18 protein-coding genes and 1 riboswitch are annotated in these 22,926 nt (G+C 34.8%); of the genes, 13 read left to right on the top strand and 5 right to left on the bottom strand.

Features of this window, described 5'->3' with window-relative positions; translation table 11 throughout:
- Positions 1-392 precede the first annotated feature (392 nt).
- The 8 genes from HVS_RS16525 to HVS_RS07770 all read left to right on the top strand — a co-directional run bounded on the left by HVS_RS16525 (position 393) and on the right by HVS_RS07770 (position 8,404).
- The gene (locus HVS_RS16525) at positions 393-539 is read left to right on the top strand and encodes a hypothetical protein (RefSeq protein WP_159063420.1); all 147 of its coding nucleotides are present in this window, start codon (positions 393-395) and stop codon (positions 537-539) included.
- Complete coding sequence (locus tag HVS_RS07740) at positions 521-1,132, top strand: hypothetical protein (RefSeq protein ID WP_101300880.1); 612 nt, start codon at positions 521-523, stop codon at positions 1,130-1,132. Before HVS_RS16525 ends, HVS_RS07740 begins: the two co-directional genes overlap by 19 nt.
- The gene (locus tag HVS_RS07745) at positions 1,110-1,358 is read left to right on the top strand and encodes a hypothetical protein (RefSeq protein ID WP_101300882.1); all 249 of its coding nucleotides are present in this window, start codon (positions 1,110-1,112) and stop codon (positions 1,356-1,358) included. The genes HVS_RS07740 and HVS_RS07745 overlap by 23 nt, the downstream gene beginning before the upstream one ends.
- Positions 1,359-1,507: 149 nt before the next feature.
- A complete protein-coding gene (locus HVS_RS07750) occupies positions 1,508-1,969 on the top strand; it encodes a DIP1984 family protein (RefSeq protein WP_101300889.1) in 462 nt (153 codons plus the stop codon).
- A gap of 383 nt (positions 1,970-2,352) precedes the next feature.
- Positions 2,353-2,919, top strand: a complete 567-nt coding sequence (locus HVS_RS07755) for a hypothetical protein (RefSeq protein ID WP_101300891.1) — start codon at positions 2,353-2,355, stop codon at positions 2,917-2,919.
- Between the two features lie 311 nt (positions 2,920-3,230).
- Complete coding sequence (locus HVS_RS07760; protein ID WP_101300894.1) at positions 3,231-4,001, top strand: nucleotidyltransferase domain-containing protein; 771 nt, start codon at positions 3,231-3,233, stop codon at positions 3,999-4,001.
- A gap of 46 nt (positions 4,002-4,047) precedes the next feature.
- Positions 4,048-4,539 carry a hypothetical protein gene (locus tag HVS_RS07765; RefSeq protein ID WP_101300896.1) on the top strand — a complete coding sequence of 164 codons (492 nt, stop codon included), beginning with the start codon at positions 4,048-4,050 and terminating at the stop codon, positions 4,537-4,539.
- 442 nt (positions 4,540-4,981) lie between these two features.
- Positions 4,982-8,404, top strand: coding sequence for a family 43 glycosylhydrolase (locus HVS_RS07770; protein ID WP_101300898.1), 3,423 nt, complete (start codon positions 4,982-4,984; stop codon positions 8,402-8,404).
- A 42-nt stretch (positions 8,405-8,446) separates the two neighbouring features.
- On the opposite strand, the gene HVS_RS07775 is transcribed toward HVS_RS07770, so the two are convergent.
- From HVS_RS07775 to HVS_RS07790, 4 genes are read right to left on the bottom strand one after another with little or no spacing between them, the layout of a single operon-like run.
- Complete coding sequence (locus HVS_RS07775) at positions 8,447-9,199, bottom strand: ABC transporter ATP-binding protein (protein WP_101300900.1); 753 nt, start codon at positions 9,197-9,199, stop codon at positions 8,447-8,449.
- A gap of 8 nt (positions 9,200-9,207) precedes the next feature.
- A complete protein-coding gene (locus HVS_RS07780) occupies positions 9,208-10,266 on the bottom strand; it encodes an ABC transporter substrate-binding protein (RefSeq protein WP_101304150.1) in 1,059 nt (352 codons plus the stop codon).
- Positions 10,267-10,271: 5 nt separating this feature from the next.
- Positions 10,272-11,033, bottom strand: a complete 762-nt coding sequence (locus HVS_RS07785; protein ID WP_101300902.1) for an ABC transporter permease — start codon at positions 11,031-11,033, stop codon at positions 10,272-10,274.
- The gene (locus HVS_RS07790) at positions 11,008-11,295 is read right to left on the bottom strand and encodes an MTH1187 family thiamine-binding protein (RefSeq protein WP_101300904.1); all 288 of its coding nucleotides are present in this window, start codon (positions 11,293-11,295) and stop codon (positions 11,008-11,010) included. The genes HVS_RS07785 and HVS_RS07790 overlap by 26 nt, the downstream gene beginning before the upstream one ends.
- 136 nt (positions 11,296-11,431) lie before the next feature.
- A riboswitch (TPP riboswitch) is annotated at positions 11,432-11,537 on the bottom strand.
- A gap of 185 nt (positions 11,538-11,722) precedes the next feature.
- Between HVS_RS07790 and HVS_RS07795 the strand changes: the two genes are divergently transcribed.
- Positions 11,723-12,238, top strand: coding sequence for an STM3941 family protein (locus HVS_RS07795; RefSeq protein WP_101300906.1), 516 nt, complete (start codon positions 11,723-11,725; stop codon positions 12,236-12,238).
- A 457-nt stretch (positions 12,239-12,695) separates the two neighbouring features.
- Here the strand turns inward: HVS_RS07795 and HVS_RS07805 are convergent, their stop codons facing one another.
- Positions 12,696-13,505, bottom strand: a complete 810-nt coding sequence (locus tag HVS_RS07805) for an S-methyl-5'-thioadenosine phosphorylase (protein ID WP_101300910.1) — start codon at positions 13,503-13,505, stop codon at positions 12,696-12,698.
- A gap of 216 nt (positions 13,506-13,721) precedes the next feature.
- Between HVS_RS07805 and HVS_RS07810 the strand changes: the two genes are divergently transcribed.
- The 4 genes from HVS_RS07810 (at position 13,722) to HVS_RS07825 (ending at position 22,924) form a co-directional block, all read left to right on the top strand.
- Complete coding sequence (locus HVS_RS07810) at positions 13,722-14,408, top strand: TraR/DksA C4-type zinc finger protein (protein ID WP_101300912.1); 687 nt, start codon at positions 13,722-13,724, stop codon at positions 14,406-14,408.
- A 643-nt stretch (positions 14,409-15,051) separates the two neighbouring features.
- Positions 15,052-18,963 (top strand): glycoside hydrolase family 9 protein, encoded by a 3,912-nt coding sequence (locus tag HVS_RS07815; protein ID WP_101300914.1) that lies wholly within the window; start codon positions 15,052-15,054, stop codon positions 18,961-18,963.
- Positions 18,964-19,678: 715 nt separating this feature from the next.
- Entirely contained in the window at positions 19,679-21,886 is a 2,208-nt protein-coding gene (locus HVS_RS07820; protein WP_101300916.1) for a cohesin domain-containing protein, read from the top strand.
- A 207-nt stretch (positions 21,887-22,093) separates the two neighbouring features.
- Positions 22,094-22,924: a cohesin domain-containing protein gene (locus HVS_RS07825; protein ID WP_157943005.1), complete on the top strand. Its 831-nt coding sequence runs from the start codon at positions 22,094-22,096 to the stop codon at positions 22,922-22,924.
- Positions 22,925-22,926 lie beyond the last annotated feature (2 nt).

Here is a 22,926-nt window from a genome sequence, read left to right on the forward strand (position 1 = left end):
TAAAAGACTAAAAACAGCCGTTCTATATAATGATGACGGATTGGTTAAAGAGTGTGGCAGCAAGCTGAATTTTAAACGAAAAATAAATGTTTTTATTTCTGAAAGAATAGATTACGCCTATTGTAGCTGGTATTGCAAATGTACGGATAATACTTCCTGATTTTCTTGCTAATAGATGTGACAGTTAAATATTGCTGCAAAACAAAATGCCTTAATGTATGGAGGATTTCTTGGATTTGGAGAAAGTAATGTCAAGGATAGAATCAAGGGAATAATGAAATTTAAAAAATACGGGGTATGGATGAGTATTTTTGTGTTTTTTATGCTTGTTATTCTTGGGCTTATACTTTTAACAAACTAACAAACGGTAAAACAGGGATGTTAATGAGGGTATGTCAGCGACGGTTGATAATACAAATTTAACTGATACGGCGAAAAACAACGGTGACTATACTACCAATGAAAAAATACAATTAATGAAGGGGATAAAATCAGTGAACTTAAAGCACATGTTGCTGCCATGGAAGAACTTTTGGTAAACAGCGGTTTTCGGTACATGACTGATGAGGAAATGGAGGAAATATTAAATACCTTGCCTGAAATTATACGTGACAATTACCATGGTGTGGGGCGTACAGATAATAACGGTAGCGGGTATGTTTTGCTTACCTGTAAAAGCGGCGGGAAGAGGCTGCCGGAATACACAAGCCTTTATCAAACAAGCTTTAACGATATAAATGAATGGGTTTTAGAGGATTCCCAAGGGAAAGAAATTGGCCGTTTTTCTAAGGGTATATATGCAAACTATTACAATAACAAAGACATTCTTTTTATAGCAGTGGGTGAAACAACACCAAATATAGATCAGATTATAACGATTAAAAGATTTCAGCTTTCAGGAAATCACAAATATATTAAGAATGCAAAGGAAGTAATAAAGAGGGGAAATTCCTTATTTGAATTGGAAGTATATCCACAAATTGCAGTAACAATGATTATTGACGGTATCAGTATAAATGAGTATGTTCTTTTGGAAGAAACCCTTATAAAAGGCATGAAAGAAAAGCTTGACAGTATTGAAAAAACAAACTGTGATACTAGTACTCTTATTGTTCTCAAATGCAAAATATAACGGTTTAACAGGTTGCCCTTTTACCGCTTCCATTTATCTTACCCGTAAGGACGGAAAGTTAATTAATTTACAGATAGCCACCGATAGTTGTGAAGTTATGATTCTTGGTAATTCTGCCGTTTATTATTACGGGCAGGAAACAAGAGATTCTGGTACGGAAGATATTGTTAGCCGTCAGGATATTCTTAAAAAAATTTTCTATCAGATTAACTTGGAGGAAAAATGAAAGACATATTGATAAAAAAGTAAAAACAACTTTAAAGAAAAATATAATTTAACTTGAATTCAAAACAAAGTAAAGATATGATAAAAGAAGAAAAGTTAATTTAAGAGATGCTGTTTTGGTACTATATTTTGAAGTTTGGAGGAGATGGAATGAAACTTGCAGAAGCACTGATATTAAGAGCAGATTATCAGAAGAGGCTTGAACAAATCCGGGAAAGATTAATTAGAAACGCTAAAGTTCAGGAAGGAGAAAAACCTTCAGAAAATCCCTATGATTTATTGAATGAAATGAATGACCTTATAAATAAACTTACTGATATTGTACAAAAAATTAATAGAACTAATTCATTAACTATAGTAGAAAATGGGAAAACCATCACGGACTTATTAGCAAAAAGAGATTCAATTTCTCAAAAAAGAAGCATTCTGGAGTCCTTGATAAATGCGACAACAATTAAACTTGACAGGTATAGTAAATCAGAAGTGAAATATTTCAGTACAGTAGATGTGGCAAAAATACAAAAAGAAATAGATACGTTGTCTAAGGAATACAGGGAAATTGATACAAAAATTCAGGAAAACAATTGGAAAATTGAGTTAAAAGAAGATTAATAGTGAAAGAAAATTTATGGATATAGATGGTAACTGGAACATTAGAAGCGAGTACAACCCGCCTACTGGGTAAAGTAGGATGATGGTCAGCGTGAGGGGCCACGCTATGTAGGTTCGACTCCTACTTTTATTGTTATGCCTTGTAATGTAACAGGGGCACAATTTATTGTTAAAGTTACTACCATGTACTGGTCTGATGTTTTAGTGAGGGTGGGAACGGGGATTTAAAAAAAGAAAGAGTTCCTGTATATTCAGCTGAAAAGAAGTTAAAATCAGGAATAAGTGATGATGGAAGCATTGTAGAGGGGTTTGATGGATTTGTTTTATTAATACTGCTATATGTATTAACAGTTATAAGTTTTGTTCCAATTTCTAAATTATATATGTCTACAAAATTATTTGGAAACGCAAGTAATATTGCAAAAAAATGGACTGAAATAATTTGCTGTGCATTTGAAAAGGGTGTATACGACCATAACGTGTATTCAGATACATATAAAAAAATCTATGGCCTACCACCTAAAGGCGGGCGTCTGCTGGATTTTTCAAATTTTTATCAGATTTCATTAGTTTCAGATAATTTAGAGGATAAAACTGCTTCAGCGTTAATGGATTACATTTTGCATAAAAAGACAGGTATTTATTATATCTATGACAGACAATTATCTATATTGCCGGAAGTGTTTAAATCAAAAGAAGCAAGCAAGTACATTGCGGCTATTGAGCTATTGTCAGAATACAAAAACCCGGGATGCAAAGAAAAGCTTATGTTTGTAGTTGAATGGCTGAACACTCAAAAGGAAGGTGAGGGATACTGGGATATGGGAACAACTGTGAAAGACGGTGTTAGATTTCCTTTATCTAATTCATGGCGTAAAAAAGAATTGAGGGTAAAGGACTGTACATATAGGATATCAAGACTTATGAAAAATTTAGTTATTGATAAATAGTTTTTTGATATGTTTGTGTCTATTATAAAATGCATAATACATAGTTTTAATTAGGATAAATAGAAATGTTATTTCAACTTGAATATGGAATGAAAGAAATCGTGATATGTAAAGTAAAGTTAATTTCAGAAAAGCAGTTAAGGCAATTGTCGTAGAAATGGACAGATTATTATGGTAAAATCTAATAAAGGGATTTTGAATTTCCAGATAGCTGGATAAGACTTTGTAAAAACCGGCAAAATATATATTTTAAGTTAGAATTTAATTAGAATTTTTACACTATAATAATTTTCATAGGGGTGAGACTTAGGTTGAGGGATACAATAATTAAAAAACTTGAAGAAATAGAAAGGGAAAATGACGTTAAGATCCTTTATGCCGTTGAATCCGGCAGCCGGGGCTGGGGATTTGAATCTCCTGACAGTGATTATGATGTTCGTTTTATTTATATTCATAAACCTGATTGGTATTTGTCAATACAAAGTAGAAAGGATGTTATAGAACTTCCTATTAATGATTTGTTGGATATTAACGGTTGGGATATAAGAAAAACATTGGTGCTATTTAGTAAATCAAATCCTACCCTTTTAGAATGGCTGACTTCTTCCATTATTTATAAGCAAAGCGGTAATTTTATAGAAGCACTTAAAACATTACAAGAAGAATATTTCAGATCGGCTTCGTGTGTATATCATTATTTGCATATGGCTGAGGGCAATTATAGGGAATATTTAAAAGGCGATCTTGTAAAATTAAAAAAGTATTTTTATGTGCTTAGGCCAATAATGGCCTGTATGTGGGTAGAAAAATATAAAACGCAGCCTCCTATGCTTTTTGAAACACTGCTTAACTCATTGATTACAGATCCTGTTCTTTTAAAAGAGATTAATAATTTACTAAGACAAAAAAGAATAAGTAAAGAAATGGATGAAGGATATAGAATTGATGTAATAAATGAGTTTTTAGAAGAGAAGATACTCTATTTTAACGAATATGTCAAACAATTAGACAGTGATACAAGCAAAAATGTGGAGCATTTAGACAGGTTATTTAGAGAAACATTACAAGAAGTCTGGAGATGAATACTGCATCAAGAGTAAATTGGAGAGATAAGAGGAGGCTGTAATTATGTCAAGATCAACAAAAACTAATCTAAAACAGTCAAATAATGATAACCCATTTTATGATTTAAGAAAAATGGTGTTTTCATTAAATGTAGGAACTTTAGGACTGGAAGTTGTAAAATCCGGTATATCCCTATGTACTGTAATGGAATGGGAAATATCCGGTTCTGTTGCAACCCTGGTTTCAGTAATTGATGGTTCTACAAGCCTTTACTTGAGCACAGGTGGGGGAATAATAGGTGGTGGAGGACATCAAAATGTTGTTGAAGCCAGTTCTGCTTTCCGTGAAGCATCGGAGAAATATTTAAGCCGGATGAAAAAAGACAGTGATTTTAAACTTCCGGAAAATGGTCATGTTTGTTTTTATGTCGTAACTACAGATGGAGTATATAAGTATGATGGTTTGGAAAAGGATATGGTTAGTCAGAGAGATGAATTTAGTCAGCTTTTTTTCTTAGGACAAAATACCATTACAGAGTTAAGAAAAATCGTTTAATAACTATTTGGTAATTAAAACAAAATGTAACAATTTAAATTGAGAGATAGACAGACAAGGAAAAACTTGATAAAATATGAAGTGTATTAGATTTTTATATTTTTGGGGGTGCCGCATGATTGATGTAAATAAGCCTGTAACAAATCCGGAAAGTGGTCAAAAAACAATGAACAGACACTGATTTCTACCTATGAAGATTTAAAAGCCATGCTAATGTCATCAGATGGAATAATGGGTTTTGTTATTAATCCTTACAGTCAGAATATAGTTATCACACCTGATATTATGGAGTATATGTCAAGAAAAAATAATTGATTTCTTTGGCGATGAAATTACGCTGTCTCCCCAAATTGCTTAAAATAGCCCAAAATTACTTAGGAGAAAAAGTAAAAAAAGCCCTATGTAAATAGGATGATATAAATAAAACGGGGGGGTTATAATTGTGAAAAAAAAGCTGTCTATTTTATTGCTTATATCAATAGTTGTGTGGATAATTATAGGAGGACCATTCCTTAGTGCAACGGGCAGCGGCGTAACTATTTTAGGTTATGAAGACCAGATTATAGAAACTGCCAAAAGCATGTTAACAATTCCTAATTCAAATGATATCCGGGGAAATATTACACTGCCTACAAAGCTTAATGTCAACGGAAATATAGTAAACATTTCATGGACAAGCGACAAACCCCATGTGATAAATACCAATGAAATTCAAAATTCAAACTACTACAGTACCCCGCCGGGTGTTGTAACAAGGCAGGCAGCTGATACAGATGTAACTTTAACTGCCTTTCTTTCCTATGGAATGTCAACCGGCACGGTGAATATAAAAGTTAAAGTAAAGGCAAAACCTGTACCGGTTAAAGAATCAGACTATAAAGGATATTTATTTGCATATTTTAGCGGTGCCAACAGGCCGGATGCAGAACAAATTTATTTTGCTGCAAGTGAGGACGGCCTCTTCTGGACGGAACTTAACAAGAACAATCCTGTACTGGTTTCAAATGTGGGGGACAAAGGAGTAAGAGACCCGTTTATTATTCGTTCCCCGGAAGGAGATAAATTCTACATGGTTGCAACAGACCTTAGAATTGCAAACGGGGCAGGATGGACTGCGGCACAGCGTTCAGGAAGCAAATGTGTTGTTGTGTGGGAGTCAAATGACCTGGTAAACTGGTCAAAAGAAAGACTTGTTAAGGTGGCAAGGGACGATGCAGGGTGTACATGGGCTCCTGAAATTGTATATGACGACATAACAGGGGAGTATGTACTTTTTTGGGCGTCAAGGGTGGCACAGGACAATTATGCAAAACAAAGGATATATATGGCTAAAACCAGAGATTTCTACACTTTCACAGAACCTGTTTTGTGGATAGAAAAATCCCATGATGTAATTGATACCACTGTAATAAAGCATAATGGAATGTATTACAGGTTTTCAAAAAATGAATCAAATAAAACCATTTTTATAGAAAAGGCAAGTCAGTTCCTCAGTAACAACTACCAACAGGTTTTTTCGCAAAGTGTGGGCAGCTTAAGTGGTGTTGAAGGACCGGCTGTTTTTAAATTTAACGGGGAAAATAAATGGTGTCTTTTACTGGATGATTACGGTGGAAGCGGATATTTTCCAATGGTCACTCACGACATTTCCACAGGGGAATTTACAAAACTCTCCCCGTCACAATATTCCCTGCCTTCAGCGCCACGGCACGGAACAGTGATTCAAATTACCCAATCTGAATATGATGCTGTTATGGAAAAATGGGCCGGAAGGCAAAAACCCCAAAAAGATCCGGTACTTGAATATAAATTTGATGAAAGATTATCCGGCAGGACTATTGTCGATACTTCAGGAAACAACAACACAGGCACTTTAAACGGTAATGCAACCTATGTAATGGACAGGAAGAAAAATTCACAAGTTTTGTATTTAGACGGTACCTCAGGTACATTTGCTGCTTTTCCCCAGGGCTTTTTTGACGGGATGAGTACAATGACAATTTCAATGGATATAAAGCCTGTTACTGTTTCAGGTAATTTTTTCACCTTTACCATAGGAAAAGACAATGTAAAATACATGTTTTTAAGAACAAGGGATACTGAAATAAGAAATGCCATTACATTAAATTCCTACGGCAGTGAACAGGATGCAAAAATAACTACAGCCCCTATAGCAAATAAGTGGATGAATATAAAGCTTGTAATTACACCAAGAACCATGGCAATTTATAAAGACGGCTATCTTCTTGGGAAAAACAACAATATATCCATTTCAGTTTCAAATTTAGGCTCTGATTTATTGGCGTATTTAGGAAAATCCTTTTATTCAGCAGATCTTTATTTTAAAGGATATTTTGATAATGTGAAGGTATACAACCGTGCTCTTTCACAAGAAGAAATTGAAAAGGAATTTGGCATTAAAAATGAAGCCATAAAAATAATAAGTGCAGAAGATGTTGTGATAAAAATAAATAAGGGAGAAGAGATTAAGCTTCCTTCAAGGGTAAATGTAAAATACAGCAACGGAACTTCCGGTACTGCCAGGGTGGTATGGGATTCATTTGATGAAAAAGAGCTTCTCAATTCAGGCAGTATAACGGTGGAAGGGACTTTATATAACAATGAATATAATAATCCTCTCATATTAAACAGGGCGGACCCTTTCATATACAGACATACTGACGGCTACTATTACTTTACCGCATCATATATGGACGCCTCTTCCGGACGCAATAATGTGGGTATGTACCAGTATGACCGGATTGTAATAAGAAGGGCAAAAACCATTGAAGGCCTTTCTTCTGCAGAGGAAAAAGTAATATATACAAAAGCTCCGTTGGAAGGAAACAAAAGTCCCCATGTCTGGGCGCCGGAAATACACTTTATTGACGGGGATTGGTATATTTATTATGCAACTACGGCATCCAATACCGATGTATGGCAAATACGCCCCCATGTGTTAAAGTGTCCGGGGAATTTGGATCCAATGGTAAAATCAAATTGGCAGGACTTGGGTCAGATGAGAAAGGTAAATCCTTCAGATATGGCCTTTAGAGGTTTTTCACTGGATGCAACGGTTTTTGAACATAAGGGCGTAAGATATTTGGTTTGGGCTCAAAATGACCCTTACTCTAATTTGTATATTGCCAGGATGGTGGATCCTATAACCATTGATAATGCAGTAAAAATCGCCGAACCTGTTTACGATTGGGAAAAGCAGGGACACCAAGTAAATGAGGGAGCAGCTGTAATTAAGAGAAACGGCAAAATATTTCTCACTTACTCTGCCAGTGCTACAGATGCATCTTACTGTGTCGGGCTTTTAACAGCTGATGAAAACAGCAATTTATTAAACCCTGATTCATGGGTAAAAAAACCTGAACCTATTATGTGGTCTAATGCATCAACGGGTCAATACGGTCCCGGGCATAATTCATTTACAGTTTCAGAAGACGGTGTGGATGATATTATTGTGTACCATGCAAGGAGAGAAGAAAGGTATATAAGCAACAATTATGAACCCCTTTACGATGCAGGCAGGCATACCCGTATACAGAAACTATACTGGAATCCTGATGGCACCCCTTATTTTGGCATACCGGCTCCGGACGGGAAGGTGGTATCCCAAATAAAGGTAAGTGCAAAGATTATAAATGAAATGCAAACAGGTATAAAAGGCGACATCAACGGGGACGGGGAAGTGGATTCAAGGGACTGTGCCATGTTGACAAGACATTTATTAAACATAACCGAACTTTCAGAGAAGGTACACTTTAATGCTGATGTTACCGGTGACGGGGTTATAGATTCAAGGGATTATTCATTGATGATAAGATTTATACTCGGGGTTATACCTTCACTTTGATTTTATTTAAATGATTATATTTTTGATTATGTTTATATGATTTTATTTAAGTGCCTTTAATATAATGTTTTTATAATTTAAAAACTCCTGTGTTGTAAGAATTTCCCGTGTCCTGGGTCTTTTAAGACCGATATCCACTGTGGCAGTGACGGAAGCTGGTCTTTTAGACAGTACATAAACCCTGTCTGAGAGAATAACAGCTTCGTCAATGTCATGGGTGATAAAGAGCACGGTTTTTTTGTGTTCATTAAGTACCCCTAACAGCCATTCCTGCATTTCCATGCGGGTTATTGCATCTAATGCGCCAAAGGGTTCGTCCAAAAGCATTATATCGCTGTTCATTAAAAAGGTTCTAAGGAGGTTTGCACGCTGTCTCATTCCACCTGATATTTCAGAGGGGTAGAAATTTTCAAACCCCTCAAGTCCAAATTCCTTAATTAATCTTGATAAGTTTAAATCCTGTAATTTATCAAGCTTTCCACTAATCTCAGGTGCAAGAGTGATGTTTTTGTACACAGTGCGCCAGGGCATTAAGAGGTCCTTTTGAGGCATGTAGGCAAATTGTGCTGAAGTTTTGGAAAGTTTTCTGCCGGAGACTAAAATGTCCCCGGTAAAGTCTTTTTCCAAACCAACTAAAATTCTAAGTATTGTGCTTTTGCCGCAGCCACTGGGACCTATTAAAGACACAAATTGGTTTTCCTTGAGGGTTATATTTATATTCTTTAACACCTCAAGGGGTTTGTTATTATGTATAAATGTTTTGCTTAAATTTTTAAGTTCAATTTTAGTACTCATTAATTAATTTACTCTCCTTGCAAAAACTCATTGGTAAATGCTTTTTCCACATCAATAGGGGAAGGGATGAATTCATTTTGGTAAAGCCAGTTCATATACCTTTCCCACACTTCTTTTTTTTGCATACCCCAGTATGGAGCGTCATCCTGGTACTTTGAAGCAAGATACTTTTGGCTTTTTACAACAAGTTCCCTGTCAAGCTCCGGTGCAAGTTCTAAAAGGCATTCTGCGGCCTCGTCAGGATTTTCCATTGCAAATTTATAACCTTCCTGTACAGCCCTCATAAAGCTTTTAACAAGTTCAGGGTTGTTGTTGATATTGTTTTCGTTTGTTATTATTACAGGAGTGTAGTAGTCAAAGATGTCTGAAAGCTCCCTTAGGGAAATATAGTTGATTTCTGCTCCTTTATTTGTGGCATTTATATAATCCCAACCTTCAAAAATCCAGGCAAAGTCAATTTGACCTGTTTCACTGGCGGTTAAGAAGTCCAAAGTACCTGTAGTAAGTATTTCAACCTTTTCCGGATCCCCTCCGGCATCTTTTACAATTTGCTTTACCATTGCAGTTTCAACTTCAGAACCCCAACCGCCGTACTTTTTACCTTCAAAATCCTTAGGGGAATTTATTCCCTTTGACTTCAGTGAGCCAAATCCGGAGGTGTTGTGCTGGATTACAGCTGCAATTGAAACTATAGGTATATCTGCAGAACGTGCAAATGTAACTCCTTCTTGATAACTTATACCAAACTGGGCGGTATTTGATGCCACAAGCTGGTCGGCGGAAGATTCACCGGGCTGTATTATAGAAACATTAAGACCTTCTTTTTCAAAAAAACCCTTTACCTTTGCCACATAAACCCCGGTGTGATTTGTATTGGGAGTCCAGTCTAATACAAATGTTACATCTTGCAAATTATCAGTACTGTCTAAATTATCAGTACTCCCTTTTGAAGGTATGGTATCCTCCGGCTCTACAGTTTCCTGCTTTGTACAGCCTGACAGAAGACTTGTCAAAGACAGGCTAATAATAATCAATGTAAATAATAGCTTTAGTATATTTTTTTTCATGTTAATCATCCTTTTAACTCCCATTTTATTGTTTTCTTTTCTATTATGCTTATAATTGCAAATAATAAAATACTAAAAAGTGAAATTATCACAATATCTGCAAACATTGCAGCAGTTTTAAAGGATTTCATTGAGCGGGTGAGGAAAATACCTAGTCCCTTTTGTGCCCCGGTCCACTCAGACATTACAGTCCCCATTACGGCATATGCCGCTGCAAGCTTTAGTCCTGAAAAGAAGTGGACCAATGCTGAGGGGAGTTTTACTTTGGTAAAAATCTGCATCCTGCTTGCATTCATGCATTTAAGAAGTTCTTCAAAGTCTCTGTCATATGAGTTTAATCCTTCCGTAAGGCTAAGAGCCACAGGGAAGAAAACCACCAGCACACAGACAATTAATTTTGACACAATACCTATCCCAAACCAAATTGTAATTAATGGGGCAATTACAATTATTGGTACGGTTTGAGAAAGCACCATAAAAGGGTAAAAGATGCTGCGTATAATTTTAAAATTGCTCATTATTACAGACAATAAAACCGCCAATATTACACCTAATATAAAGCCTAAAACAGTTTCGGTTATTGTTGTAATTGAGTGGGAAAGGAGTAAATCCTTAGACTTTATAAACTCATTTAAAATAGCCGAAGGTGCCGGCAGGACATATTCTTTTATATCTTTTACTTTTACAACCACTTCCCACAAAATGACAAAAAGTACAAGGGCTATGGACGGATAAATGGGATTACCTGTACTTGGAAATCTTTTCATCCATGGTCACGCCTTCCTCTTTGTAGTCAATTTTAACTACAGATACAACCCTTTTTGCCCCTTCCTGCGTACAGATTTTTTGTGCCTTTTTGACAATTTCCAAAAGGGTGTCCAAGTCCCCTTCCATAGTTGTTTCCATTGGACCTACTTCATATTTGACACCGCTTTCTTTTATCATTTCAATTACCTTGTCCACAACAGGATAAACCCTTTCTTCAGGTACACTTGGCAAAACCTGAAGTGATACATTTATATTTGCCATATTTTTAAAGCTCCTTTCCTATTTGAAATCCATATTATATTTTTTTAATTACATAAACTAATATTTCATAAACTAACATTAGACAAATCAATATTTTATTATTCAAATTAACAAAAAACCGCCCAACATAGGCGGTAAAATGCTATTTACTCTATCCCTACGCTGGTATTATCCAGATCAGGTTATGCGGGTTGCGGAAAACTCCGCTCTCAGCCGGAAAACCAGCACCCCGTGTGTGTTTATTATTTAATTTTTATTAATAATAGCATAATGGAAAAGTAAATACAAGCTATACAAAGATTATAGTATATTATTTTTATTCAAATGTATTTCTTTAAATAAAAATAATTAAAAATAATTGATTTTATTTGATTATTATGGTAAAATTAACATATAAACTAATATAGATTGAGAAGGGGATTTAGAAATGGATAAGATAGTTATTAAACAGAATCAATTAAAACAGTTTTCGCTGCTATTACTCAGTATTATAATGGTTGTATCATCAGTTTTTGTGTTTTTTATCAACATGCCTATATTTGGTATTACTTTTGTTAGTAAAATAATAGGAGCTGCTGGAATTATATTTTTTGGAGCTGCTTCAATTTATATAATTAAATGCTTTATAAAACCTAAAGCTGTCCTTGTTATTGACCGGAATGGTATTACAGATAACTCCAGTGCTGTTAGTATTGGTTTTATTCCATGGCATGATATAAAATCAGTCTACATTAAAGATGTGCTTAATGAGTCTTTTATTTGTATTGATGTTGAAAATATAGAAGAAAAACTAAAAGGTTTATCTTCATTTAAAAAAAACATGATAAAGAGGAATTTAAAAACAGGAGCCCCGCCGGTGTCAATAACACTTGGATCAACTAGCTATAAACCGGAGAAGGTTTTAGAAATTATTAAAAATTACAAAGAAGTTTATAATCAATAGGGATGTTCTCTTTACGTCCTATTGTCCTGTCTACAAGAGAAAGAAATCACCTAAATTTAATTTAAATCATTATAATTTACTTAAAAGAGGTTTATTACAATGAATGAAAAAAAGATAGTTATAAAGCAAAGCACATCAAAACAGTTATTATATGTATTACTCAGTATTATAATGACTGCGACATCAGTCTATGTGTTTTCCAGCAGCAGGTTATTATTTGGAATTAAATACATGAACAAAATAATAGGTATCGCCGGAATTATCTTTTCCGGTAGAAGTTTTAGACATTATTAGAAAGTATAAAGATGTTTACAGCAGTTAGGTTACTTACAGTTTAAACTCATAAAAGAGCTGGCATTTGCCAGCTCTTTTATAAGTACAGTATATTTAAATTATTTAACAAGAGTATCAATAAAAAAGAGTCATCTATTTGTCTATCTATTTTAAATTTAAAAGTTTACGGTAAAGACAATTCCTTTAAGTCAAACTCAGGGCAGTCACAGTTTTTTGAGTCTGTGTCAATTCTTTTAATAATTTCAAACAGCATTTTTTTAACTTTTTCATTATTTTCGTCAAATACCTTTAAAACTTCCTCTTCAGTAACAGGCGCTATATCGTCACGTCCTTCAAGTCCTGCATCATAATCTGTGATAAGGGCTATATTTGCATAGCATATTCCCAGTTCTTTTGCAAGGTAAACTTCGGGGTATTGAGTCATATTTATTACATCCCAGCCCATTTTACTAAACCATCTGCTTTCGGCAACTGTTGAAAACCTAGGTCCCTGAATAACAACTACAGTTCCCTTTTCATGAGTTGTAATTCCTAAATCTTTTCCTGCATTTATAGCAATTTGTCTAAGTTCAGAACAATAGGGATGGGCAGAACTGATATGCTTAGTTACAGGACCGTCAAAAAAGGTGTCTTTACGTCCTGTTGTCCTGTCGACAAACTGATCGCATATCACAAAATCCCCAGGCTTTATTTCAGGCTTTAAACTCCCTGAAGCCGTAGGTGCAAGTATTTTTTTTGCCCCCAACATTTTCATTGCATAAAGATTGGCCCTGTATGGAATCATATGCGGTGGGAATTGATGTGCCTTGCCGTGGCGGGGCAAAAAAGCAATTTTCTTTCCTGCATAATCAGCAATGGCTATTTTGTCGCTGGGTTTTCCATAAGGAGTATCAACTTCTATTTCCACTACATTTGATAAAAAAGAATAAAATCCTGAACCGCCGAATACACCTATATCAACTTTGTAGTCCATATTTGTTCCTCCTGTTTTAAAAATAATACAGCTTTACTAAACATAGCTTTATTATATTTGTAAATAGTAAAAGTTTCAACATAATATTAAACCGTCATTTTTTTTCTTCCATAATAAACATCAAATAAAAAGTTATCCTTTGTATAAATTAATTAATACTTTTTTATTCTTTATAAGTTTTATAAAAATATGAGTTTAAATAAGGAGGAAAAAATGATGGATAATAATATAGATAACAGCGCACAAAGCAATATAACCAATAATATAAATGAATTGAAAATAGATACATTAAAGCAATTACTTCATAAGCAAAAAGAAGAAATTGAAAATACAATAAATAATATGAAAAACCATAAGATTGCAGAACAAGATGTGGATTCTCCCGGTGAACTGTCTAATTATGATAACCATCCTGCAGAAATTGCAACGGAATTATTTCAGTTTGAGCTAAATAATGCCCTTAAAGTACATGAAGAGCATCTGTTACAGGAAATAAATGAAGCTTTGGACAAAATAGATAATGGTAAATATGGAAAATGTGAGATTTGTGATGAAGAAATTTCATATGAAAGGCTTGAAGCACTGCCTTATTCCAGGCTTTGCATTGATTGTGAAAAAGATAGGGAGGAAAAAATGGCAACTTTAAAGAATCAGAGACCTGTAGAGGAAAAGGTTATAGATATACCTATAGGAAGAAAGTATCTTAATTCAAGGGAAGATGATGAATTTGAAGGAATAGACCAGTTAAATGATCTTTTAAAACAGGGTTCAGCAGACACTCCCCAGGATATGGGCGGATATGAAGACTATGAAGAATTCTATACAAATAAATTGGACAGACAAGGAATAGTGGATCCTATGGGTAATATATCTAATGAACAGTATAAAAATCAACTTCCGTAAAAAAAGGTGGTTTTAAGACATATAGGTTTTACACAAAAAATGTGAGTAAAAACAACGCGGGTAAAAACCTGCGTTTTTTGTATTAAAAGACTGTAAACAAGGGAAAACAATAGGTAATTCGATAATATTTTTATTTTAAGTACATAAAAATAAAAACTAAGTACCCAAAAATTTGAGAGTATGCGCATATATTTAAAGGTAGTCGAAAAATTTATATTCATATATCCAAAAAATTAGAATATGTGGTATTATAAATATAGATATATAAGATGTACTGTTAAAAAAGAATATTAAAATAAAAATAACAAGAAAGATGCACCTATACGCTTTATATAATTGTATTTTATTATTTAAGTAAAATCATTTGTATAACCAAACTAAATAAATAAGGCAATTAACCAAACGCAATAATTAACGTATTAAACTTTATGTAAGTTTCATTAAAAACCTTATCTAAACATTGGACAAACTTCTTCTAAACTTTATCTAACATTCATCTAACATTCCATATATCTGTTATAAAAATCTTTATTACACCACTAAATGTGCCAAATACTACTATAAAAAGCAGATTATTTAGTTTTTGGTGTACAATAATTTTACTTATTTAAAATAAAAATTATCAAAAAGGAGTGGTAAAGTAATGGCCAAAAAAAGCTTGACACTATTTTTGGTACTTGCTATGGTTTTGACTCTTTTGACACCGCAAGTACTGGCGACAGGAGCCGGAGAAGGGGATGACTCAGAAGCTTTAGTACTGCCTGAGTTCATGTACGGTGACTTAGATGGGGATGAAAAAGTTACAAGCATTGACTACTCAATAATTATGAAACACATTTTATATGAAGAAAGATTATTGCCTGGTTCCTGGCAATTTAAAGTTGCAGATGTAAGCGGAGACAATTTAGTTGATACTATTGACGCAGCATTGGTAAGCAGGTATATACTTGAAGTGATAAGTAAGTTTCCTGCTGAAGATAAAGAAGAAGATCCGGATGAGCCAAAAGTTATAACGGAAAAAACCGATACCGTTGCCGGATGGACTTTGTATACTCTGTCCCATACAAGTGCTGAAATGAAAGCTTCAAAACTAACTGGAGCAGAAGTAAGAATTTATGATACAGGAACTTCAGAGGATGACATACAGCTTATATACGAGGATCTTTTTGAACTGGATAAAGGAGAGTACAATTTATCCGTTTCCCTTGGAGGCTCACCTGATTTTTCTGAAAAACTCCGCAGTGTACGCGTTGTTTTAGAAAAAGATGATATAAACGGGGAAGTTATTTTAGATCAGGTGGTACCTGTTACATTAGCTGAAACTCCGGAGTCCGTTGAGATTCCTTTTGCAGTTGCTGAAGACGTACCTGCAAAATTTTCCATACGTTTAGGATATTTTGACCAAGATGAATTTATAGGGTATCATGCTGTAAAAGTAAGTAATCTTGCTATTGAAAGAACAGGAGACTATCAAGACCCAAGTGATCCGGGTGAAGTAGTTATTGATCCAGACCGCTTTAAAAACAGGGTTCCTAACGGTGATTTCTCAAAAGGAATAAACGGCTGGTGGAGCAATGAATGTACCCTTACAGTTGAAGATGGCGTCGGTGTAGTTGAACTTGAAGGCGGTTCAGTGGATCCGTGGGATGTTATGATTGGCTATTATCAGGTATTCCAGCTGGAAGGCGGAGTAAATTACCAGGTTTCATTTGATATAGCAAGTGAGATTGAGCAAAATATAAGGTTCCAGATAGTAAATGCTGACGAAAAAGATGCAGAAGTATTTGGAAAAACTATTACAGTTCCTGCAGGAAGTGAACTTGTTACATTTACATTTGATGACTTTGAACCAATTGATGATTTTGGTGCAAAATTTGCATTCCAACTGGGTTCATTTGGCGAAGAAGGAGAAGTATACAACATCTATGTAGATAATGTTGAAATAAAAGAAATACCGAACATTGTTTATGCAGATGTTGCCAATGGAAGCTTTACAGGAAGGACAAATGCATGGTGGGCTTCTGATACATGTGTTTTAACAGCAGATAACGGTTATGCTTCAATAGAAATTGAAGGCGGTCATGAAAACCCATGGGATGTAATGATGGGTAACTGGCGTGCTTTCATTGTAGAACCTGGAAGAACATATACAATTTCCTTTGATATAGCATCTGATATAGATAAAACAGCAATATTCCAGATTGTTGACCCTTCAAAACCTGATGAGGAAAATGAAATATATAGAAAAGTATTTGAAATAGCTGCAGGCGAAGAATTTAAGAATGTAGTATTTGACGATTTTGAGGTGCCTGAAGAAATTGACGTACTTTTACAATTCCAGCTTGGTGGTTTTGGTGAAGAAGGAGAAACATATTTTGTATACCTTGACAATGTAGAAGTTTACTATATTGACTATGGTACCGGAACAAAGAAAGAAGACCCTGAAGGAAATATGATAAGAAATGCGGACTTTTCATCAGGAACCAGAAATTGGGGACTATTTACAATGGCTGATGCAGAGGCAACATTCAAAGTTGAGGATGAAGAAGCAGTAATACATATTACTAATACAGGTACTGAAGATTATTCAATTCAGTTCTACCAAGACGGTGTAAAACTTTATGAAGGAAATAAGTACAAGCTTTCCTTCAGGTATAAAGGAAATGTGGACCGGAGTGTACAAGTACGTATTCAGGAAAACGGAGGATTCTATATAGGCTACCTTGAAGACAGAATAAGAATGTCTGAAGAATGGCAGACTTATGAAAAAGAGTTTACCATGATGTATGAAGACGATACACTTGCACGCTTCTGCTTCAATTTAGGAGTGTACGGAGAGCCGACTGAAGTTGACGAGTATTTCTACTTTGATGATTTCAACCTTGTTATGACAGAAGGTACCCTTCCGGAAGAGGAAAAGGAAAATCCTATACGCTTAAATCAAATTGGGTACCGTCCGGAAGATAACAAAGTTGCATTTGTAATTTCAGATGAGCGTACATTCAGGCTCTATACAGAAGATGACCAGCTTGTGTTTACCGGAAACCTTTCATTATACAGCAAAGATAAAGACGGTAATCCGGTTGTAGACCCTAATAGCGGTGATATTACACGTGCAGCTGACTTTACTTCTTTTGACTACAACGGAAACTACTACGTGAAAGTAAGAAATGATGTATCACCGGTATTTGGTATAGCTGAGGATGTATATGATGAAGTAACTAAAGCAGTGTTAAAGATGTTCTACTATCAAAGAAGCGGTGAATTGGAAGCAGAATATGTAGGTGAACTGTTTGCACGTGAAGCAGGTCATACTCAAAAAGCTTCCTACTATGATCCGGATGACCCTGTATATGGAGATGTGGAAATAGATGTACACGGCGGATGGTACGATGCGGGTGATTTTGGAAGATATATCACTCCTGCATCAAAAGCGGTTGCAGACTTGTTATTGACTGCAGAACATTTCCCAACTACACAGGAAATTGATTTTGGAGGACCGGAAAAACTACTGGGTGAAATAAGATACGAACTGGAATGGATGCTAAAAATGCAAAATCCTGAAACAGGCGGTGTATACCACAAAGTTACTGCAAAAGACCATGCACCTATGACTATTTTACCTCATGAGGATAAATCACCATTGTATTTGTCACCTGTATCAGCACAGGCAACAGGGGACTTTGCAGCAGTTATGGCATATGCATACAGAATGTACAAAGATATTGATGAAGAATTTGCAAATCAGTGTCTGGATGCAGCAATATTTGCATGGGAATGGCTGGAAGAAAATCCAACTGTAAACAGGTACACTGATCCGTCATTCTTCACAACCGGAACATACAATGATGTCAGTGCGACGGACGAACGCTACTGGGCAGCAGCAGAACTATATAAAACCACCGGAGACGAGAAATATCTGAAATATATGGAAGACAACTATCTTCCAAAACCAGGTTTTGGATGGGTAGAAATGGGCTCTTATGCACATGTGGCAATACTCACTAATCCTTTAATTGAAGAAGACACCGAATTGTATCAAAAAACTAAGAATGCATTTATAAACAATGCACAAAGTATATTAAAAATATGGGAAAAAGACGGATACAAAGTTGCATTAGACTATTATGTATGGGGCAGCAATAAAGATTTAGCTGACCGGGCTATGATGCTGATATTTGCAGATATGATAGAGCCGGATCCAAGATATAAAGAAGCTGTTTTAGACCAGATACATTATTTCCTTGGAAGAAATGCAAACGATATAAGCTATGTAACAGCATTCGGGGAAAAGAGCGCACAAAATCCTCACCACAGACCTTCAGCTGTACTTGAAACCACTGTACCGGGTATGCTTGTAGGTGGTCCTAATGCAGAAATAATGAATGAAATATGGGATCCTGTTTCCCAGATGGTAGATGAAAATACACCACCGGCAAGGCGTTATGCAGACGTAACTGGAAGTTATGCTACCAACGAAATCTGTATTTACTGGAACTCACCACTGGCGTATGTACTAGGATATGTATATTCCTTAAATACAGTAGCTGAATAAAGCAAAAAAGTAAATATAAATGCAGATTTTATAAAAACAAAAATCAGGATGTATATATATACATCCTGATTTTATTTTATTATATTATTTGTAAATATGTAATAGTATTCAATAAAGATGTGTTTTTTTACATATTTTATTCTAAAAAACCTTACAAAATTAATTTTTTGGTGTAATAAAATACGTTTGTATTGACTTTTTAAAAGCCTTCTGCTAGTATAAATCATTGTTGAAAGATGGGCAGAATTATCATATAATTATATTAAGGAGAATGCTTATTAATACACAGTTAACTTGAAACTTAATGCTCCTTTAAAACTATTAAAAAAGTTTGTGTTAATTATACAGGCTAATAATTTTAAATTATATATATAAAATTATGAAAATAAAAATATGTAGGGTATATGCTAATTATTAGCTATTGTCAGTAAATACGTCAGTTTTAAAACATACCAGCCTTTTACCTAATATTCCTGATATGAAAATTCTGCTATCTTCCCTGTGATTTTGTGCTTTTAAGCATTGCCATTTATGTGATTATTTGGAATAGTTTATTAATATTTATTTTTATATAACAATTAAATACAATAGCATGCTAAATACTTTATATGTCAAATATGAAGGAAGGGAGGTAAAATAATTATTACTGACATTTTGACATATATACGGCATGCCGGTTATCTACGAATTTTTTGGGAGGAGATGAGATTTTAACATGAAAAAAAATATTTGTAGGGTTTTAGTTGTCGCGCTTTTGCTGACATCGGTGTTTGCTATTTCTAATTTAGACTCTGTTTTAGACGCTTTTAGCTCAATATCCGGTTCCAAAAACGGTTCTGTAAATGCCAAGACAATAGAAAATTATCTTTCTTTGGAGTTTGACAAAGAAAAGGCACAGGTTGGTGAAATAATATTAGCAAAGGTCAATGCATATAGTATTGACAATTTAGCAGGATTTCAGATTAATATAAAATATGATCCTGAAATCTTAGAAGCAGTAGACCCTGATACAGGTACTCCAATGAAAAGAAAAACTTTCCCTAAAGATGGGGATATTTTAGTTAATGACAACTACAAAGTTTTGACAATGGCCTCAAATAATATTGAAGAGGGAATTTTAAATTTTGGAAAGACATATACATTTTTTGATGAGTACAGGAAATCAGGTAATGGTGAAAATACCGGTACTTTAGCTGTAATCGGGTTTAAAGTATTAAAAGAAGAACCCGTTTCTGTCGGATTTGAAGATACAGTTACAATGCCAGGTGGCATATCAGGAACTTTACTCTATGATTGGAAAGGTAACAGGATTACCAATTATACCACATCACAGCCTTTCACAATTAATGAAAAAGATTCAGAGGATGGAAATGATACATACGGCAGCCTTTCCCTGGAGTTAGATAAAACTTATGCTGAGGTTGGGGATGTTATAGAAGCTGTCATAAAAGTTGACAATATCAATTATTTATCAGCTTTTCAGCTCAATATAAAATACGATCCTGAATTTTTGCAGCCTGTTAACCCTGATACATTAGAGCCATTTAAGGCAGGCACAGTGCCGGAAGGCGGTACACTTGTGGTAAACGAAGAATACATGCCTTTTAAAATTGCAGCAAATGATGCTGAAAAAGGAATATTAAATTTTGGAAAATCCTACTCACTGCTTAATGATTACCGATTAAGCGGACAAGGAGAAGGTAGTACAGGTACTTTAGGTACAATCGGATTTAAAGTATTAAAAGAAGGAAATACAAGTATTAGTTTTGAAGATACAATTACAATGCCAAACAGCATTTCAGGTACAATGCTATATGACTGGTATGGGAACAAAATTACAAATTATTCGGTAATACAGCCGGAAATTATCATCATATCCCAGTCAGATGATGGCCCGGTGGAAACTCCAAGTCCGGAGGAACCTGGATATATAGAAATTAAATTAGACAAAACATCAGCTAAGGCAGGGGAAATTATAAAAGCTTATATTAATGTAAACGGTATACCTAACCTTGCAGCTTATCAGCTAAATATAGAATATGATGCTAATGTACTGGAGCCGGTTGATGTTAATACAGGGCAACCTTTCCGTGAAAATACGTCACCAAGTAACGGGGATGTATTAATGAATCAGGAATTTGGCATTATATCCATGGCTAGTAACAATTTATCAAAGGGAATACTTAATTTTGGTAAAGCATATAGCTATATGGAAGAGTATAGACTGAGTGGAAAACCTGAGGAATCAGGAACTATCGGGGTAATAGGCTTTAAAGTGCTAAGAGAGGAAAGCACAAATATCAGGTTTGAAAACACAAGTACAATGCCAAACGGCATTTCAGGCACGTACCTCAGCAACTGGTATGGTGAAAGACTTACAAATTACAGAATAATCCAACCGGAAACAATAAATGCTTCTTCAAGTGTTTCAGAAAATAATGTATCTATAGTGGTGGATAAAAGCAGTGCTAAAGCAGGGGAAATAATAACAGCAACATTCTTACTCAAAGGTGTTGAAAATTTTGCAGGTTACCAGCTAAATGTACAATATGACCCTGAAGTTTTAGTTCCTGTACAGCCATCAGGTGAGGTTTACGGTAAGCGCACAATGCCAGGAGGCAGCACCGTTATTAATAACGAAGAATTCTTACCAATATCAGTTGTTTCCAATGATTTAGAAGCAGGAAGATTGGCTTTTGGAAAATTATATGTGGATATGACTTCTTTAAGAAGCAGTGGTTATAGTGAAGACGGCGGTGTTTTAGCAGAAATTTCATTTAAAGTGTTAAAAGAAGAAAGAACGGAAATTACATTTGAAAGAAGACCTTCAGCATCAGGTACTACTTTAGGAGTAATGATCTTTAACTGGGACGGTTATGAAATACCTGATTGCAAAGTGCAGGAATCGGTTGTAATCAACTAAATCGGTTGTAATCAACTAATTAATATTTTAAATATATATTATAAATTTATAATTTAATATAAAAGCCGCATATAATGATTTATACATTATTTTGTGGCTTTTTTCTTTTGTTAAAATGTGATAAAAACAATTGAATTTTAGTTAATATTGTGTTATAAAAGAATTCAAGGAATAGTGTAAATAACTTTATTTTAGGAGATGATATTATTGTACAATAATAAAAAAATAATTTTGCTTTTGGCATCAATTTTTATGATTTTTTCTGTTTTAACCGGATGCAGCTCAAATAAAGACAAGGACAAACAAGGAGATGACCCTGTTGTCACAGATTCTGACATTTCAAGGAAAGACCAAAGTGCGGAACAAGGCGGCAATGAAGGAGGAAAAGATAATATTACAGGTGATAACGGGGAAACTAACGGTAAAAGCCCTGGCGGGGAGGAAGACAGCATAGGTGTTGCCCCAAAAACAACTGAAGAAGACAAAAGATTGGTAAAGGATGTAAATATAGAAAGCATACCTGTTCCCAATGAACCTTCAACAAGCAATTACATATATTTAAAGGTTGATAAAAACCAGGGAGAAGTAGGGGATGTTATAAAGGCAGAAATCAGCATAAACCTTGCAGCTAATTTTGCAGGCTACCAGCTAAATTTAAAATACGACCCGGAGGTGCTGCAGGCTGTAAACTACGAAACACATGAGCCATTTGATAAAGGGACAAGGCCACCCGGGGCTACAATACTTACAAACCAGGAATATCTTCCAATGAATCTTGTAGATAATGATATAGCAAACGGGATTTTAAATTTCGGAACTACCTATACCAACTATCCGGATTATAAAGCTTCAGGTGTAGCTGAAAAAAGCGGTGTTTTGGCTGTAATAGGCTTTAAAATATTAAAAAAAGAAACCACTGTAATTGGTTTTGAAAACGGTGAAGCCATGCCTACGGGAAAACAGGGTACAATGCTGTTTAACTGGGATGGCAACAGGCTTTCAAGTTATGAAGTTGTGGGAGTTCAAAAAATAAATTAAAA

The sequence above is a fragment of the Acetivibrio saccincola genome, from assembly GCF_002844395.1.
Taxonomy (GTDB): domain Bacteria; phylum Bacillota; class Clostridia; order Acetivibrionales; family Acetivibrionaceae; genus Herbivorax; species Herbivorax saccincola.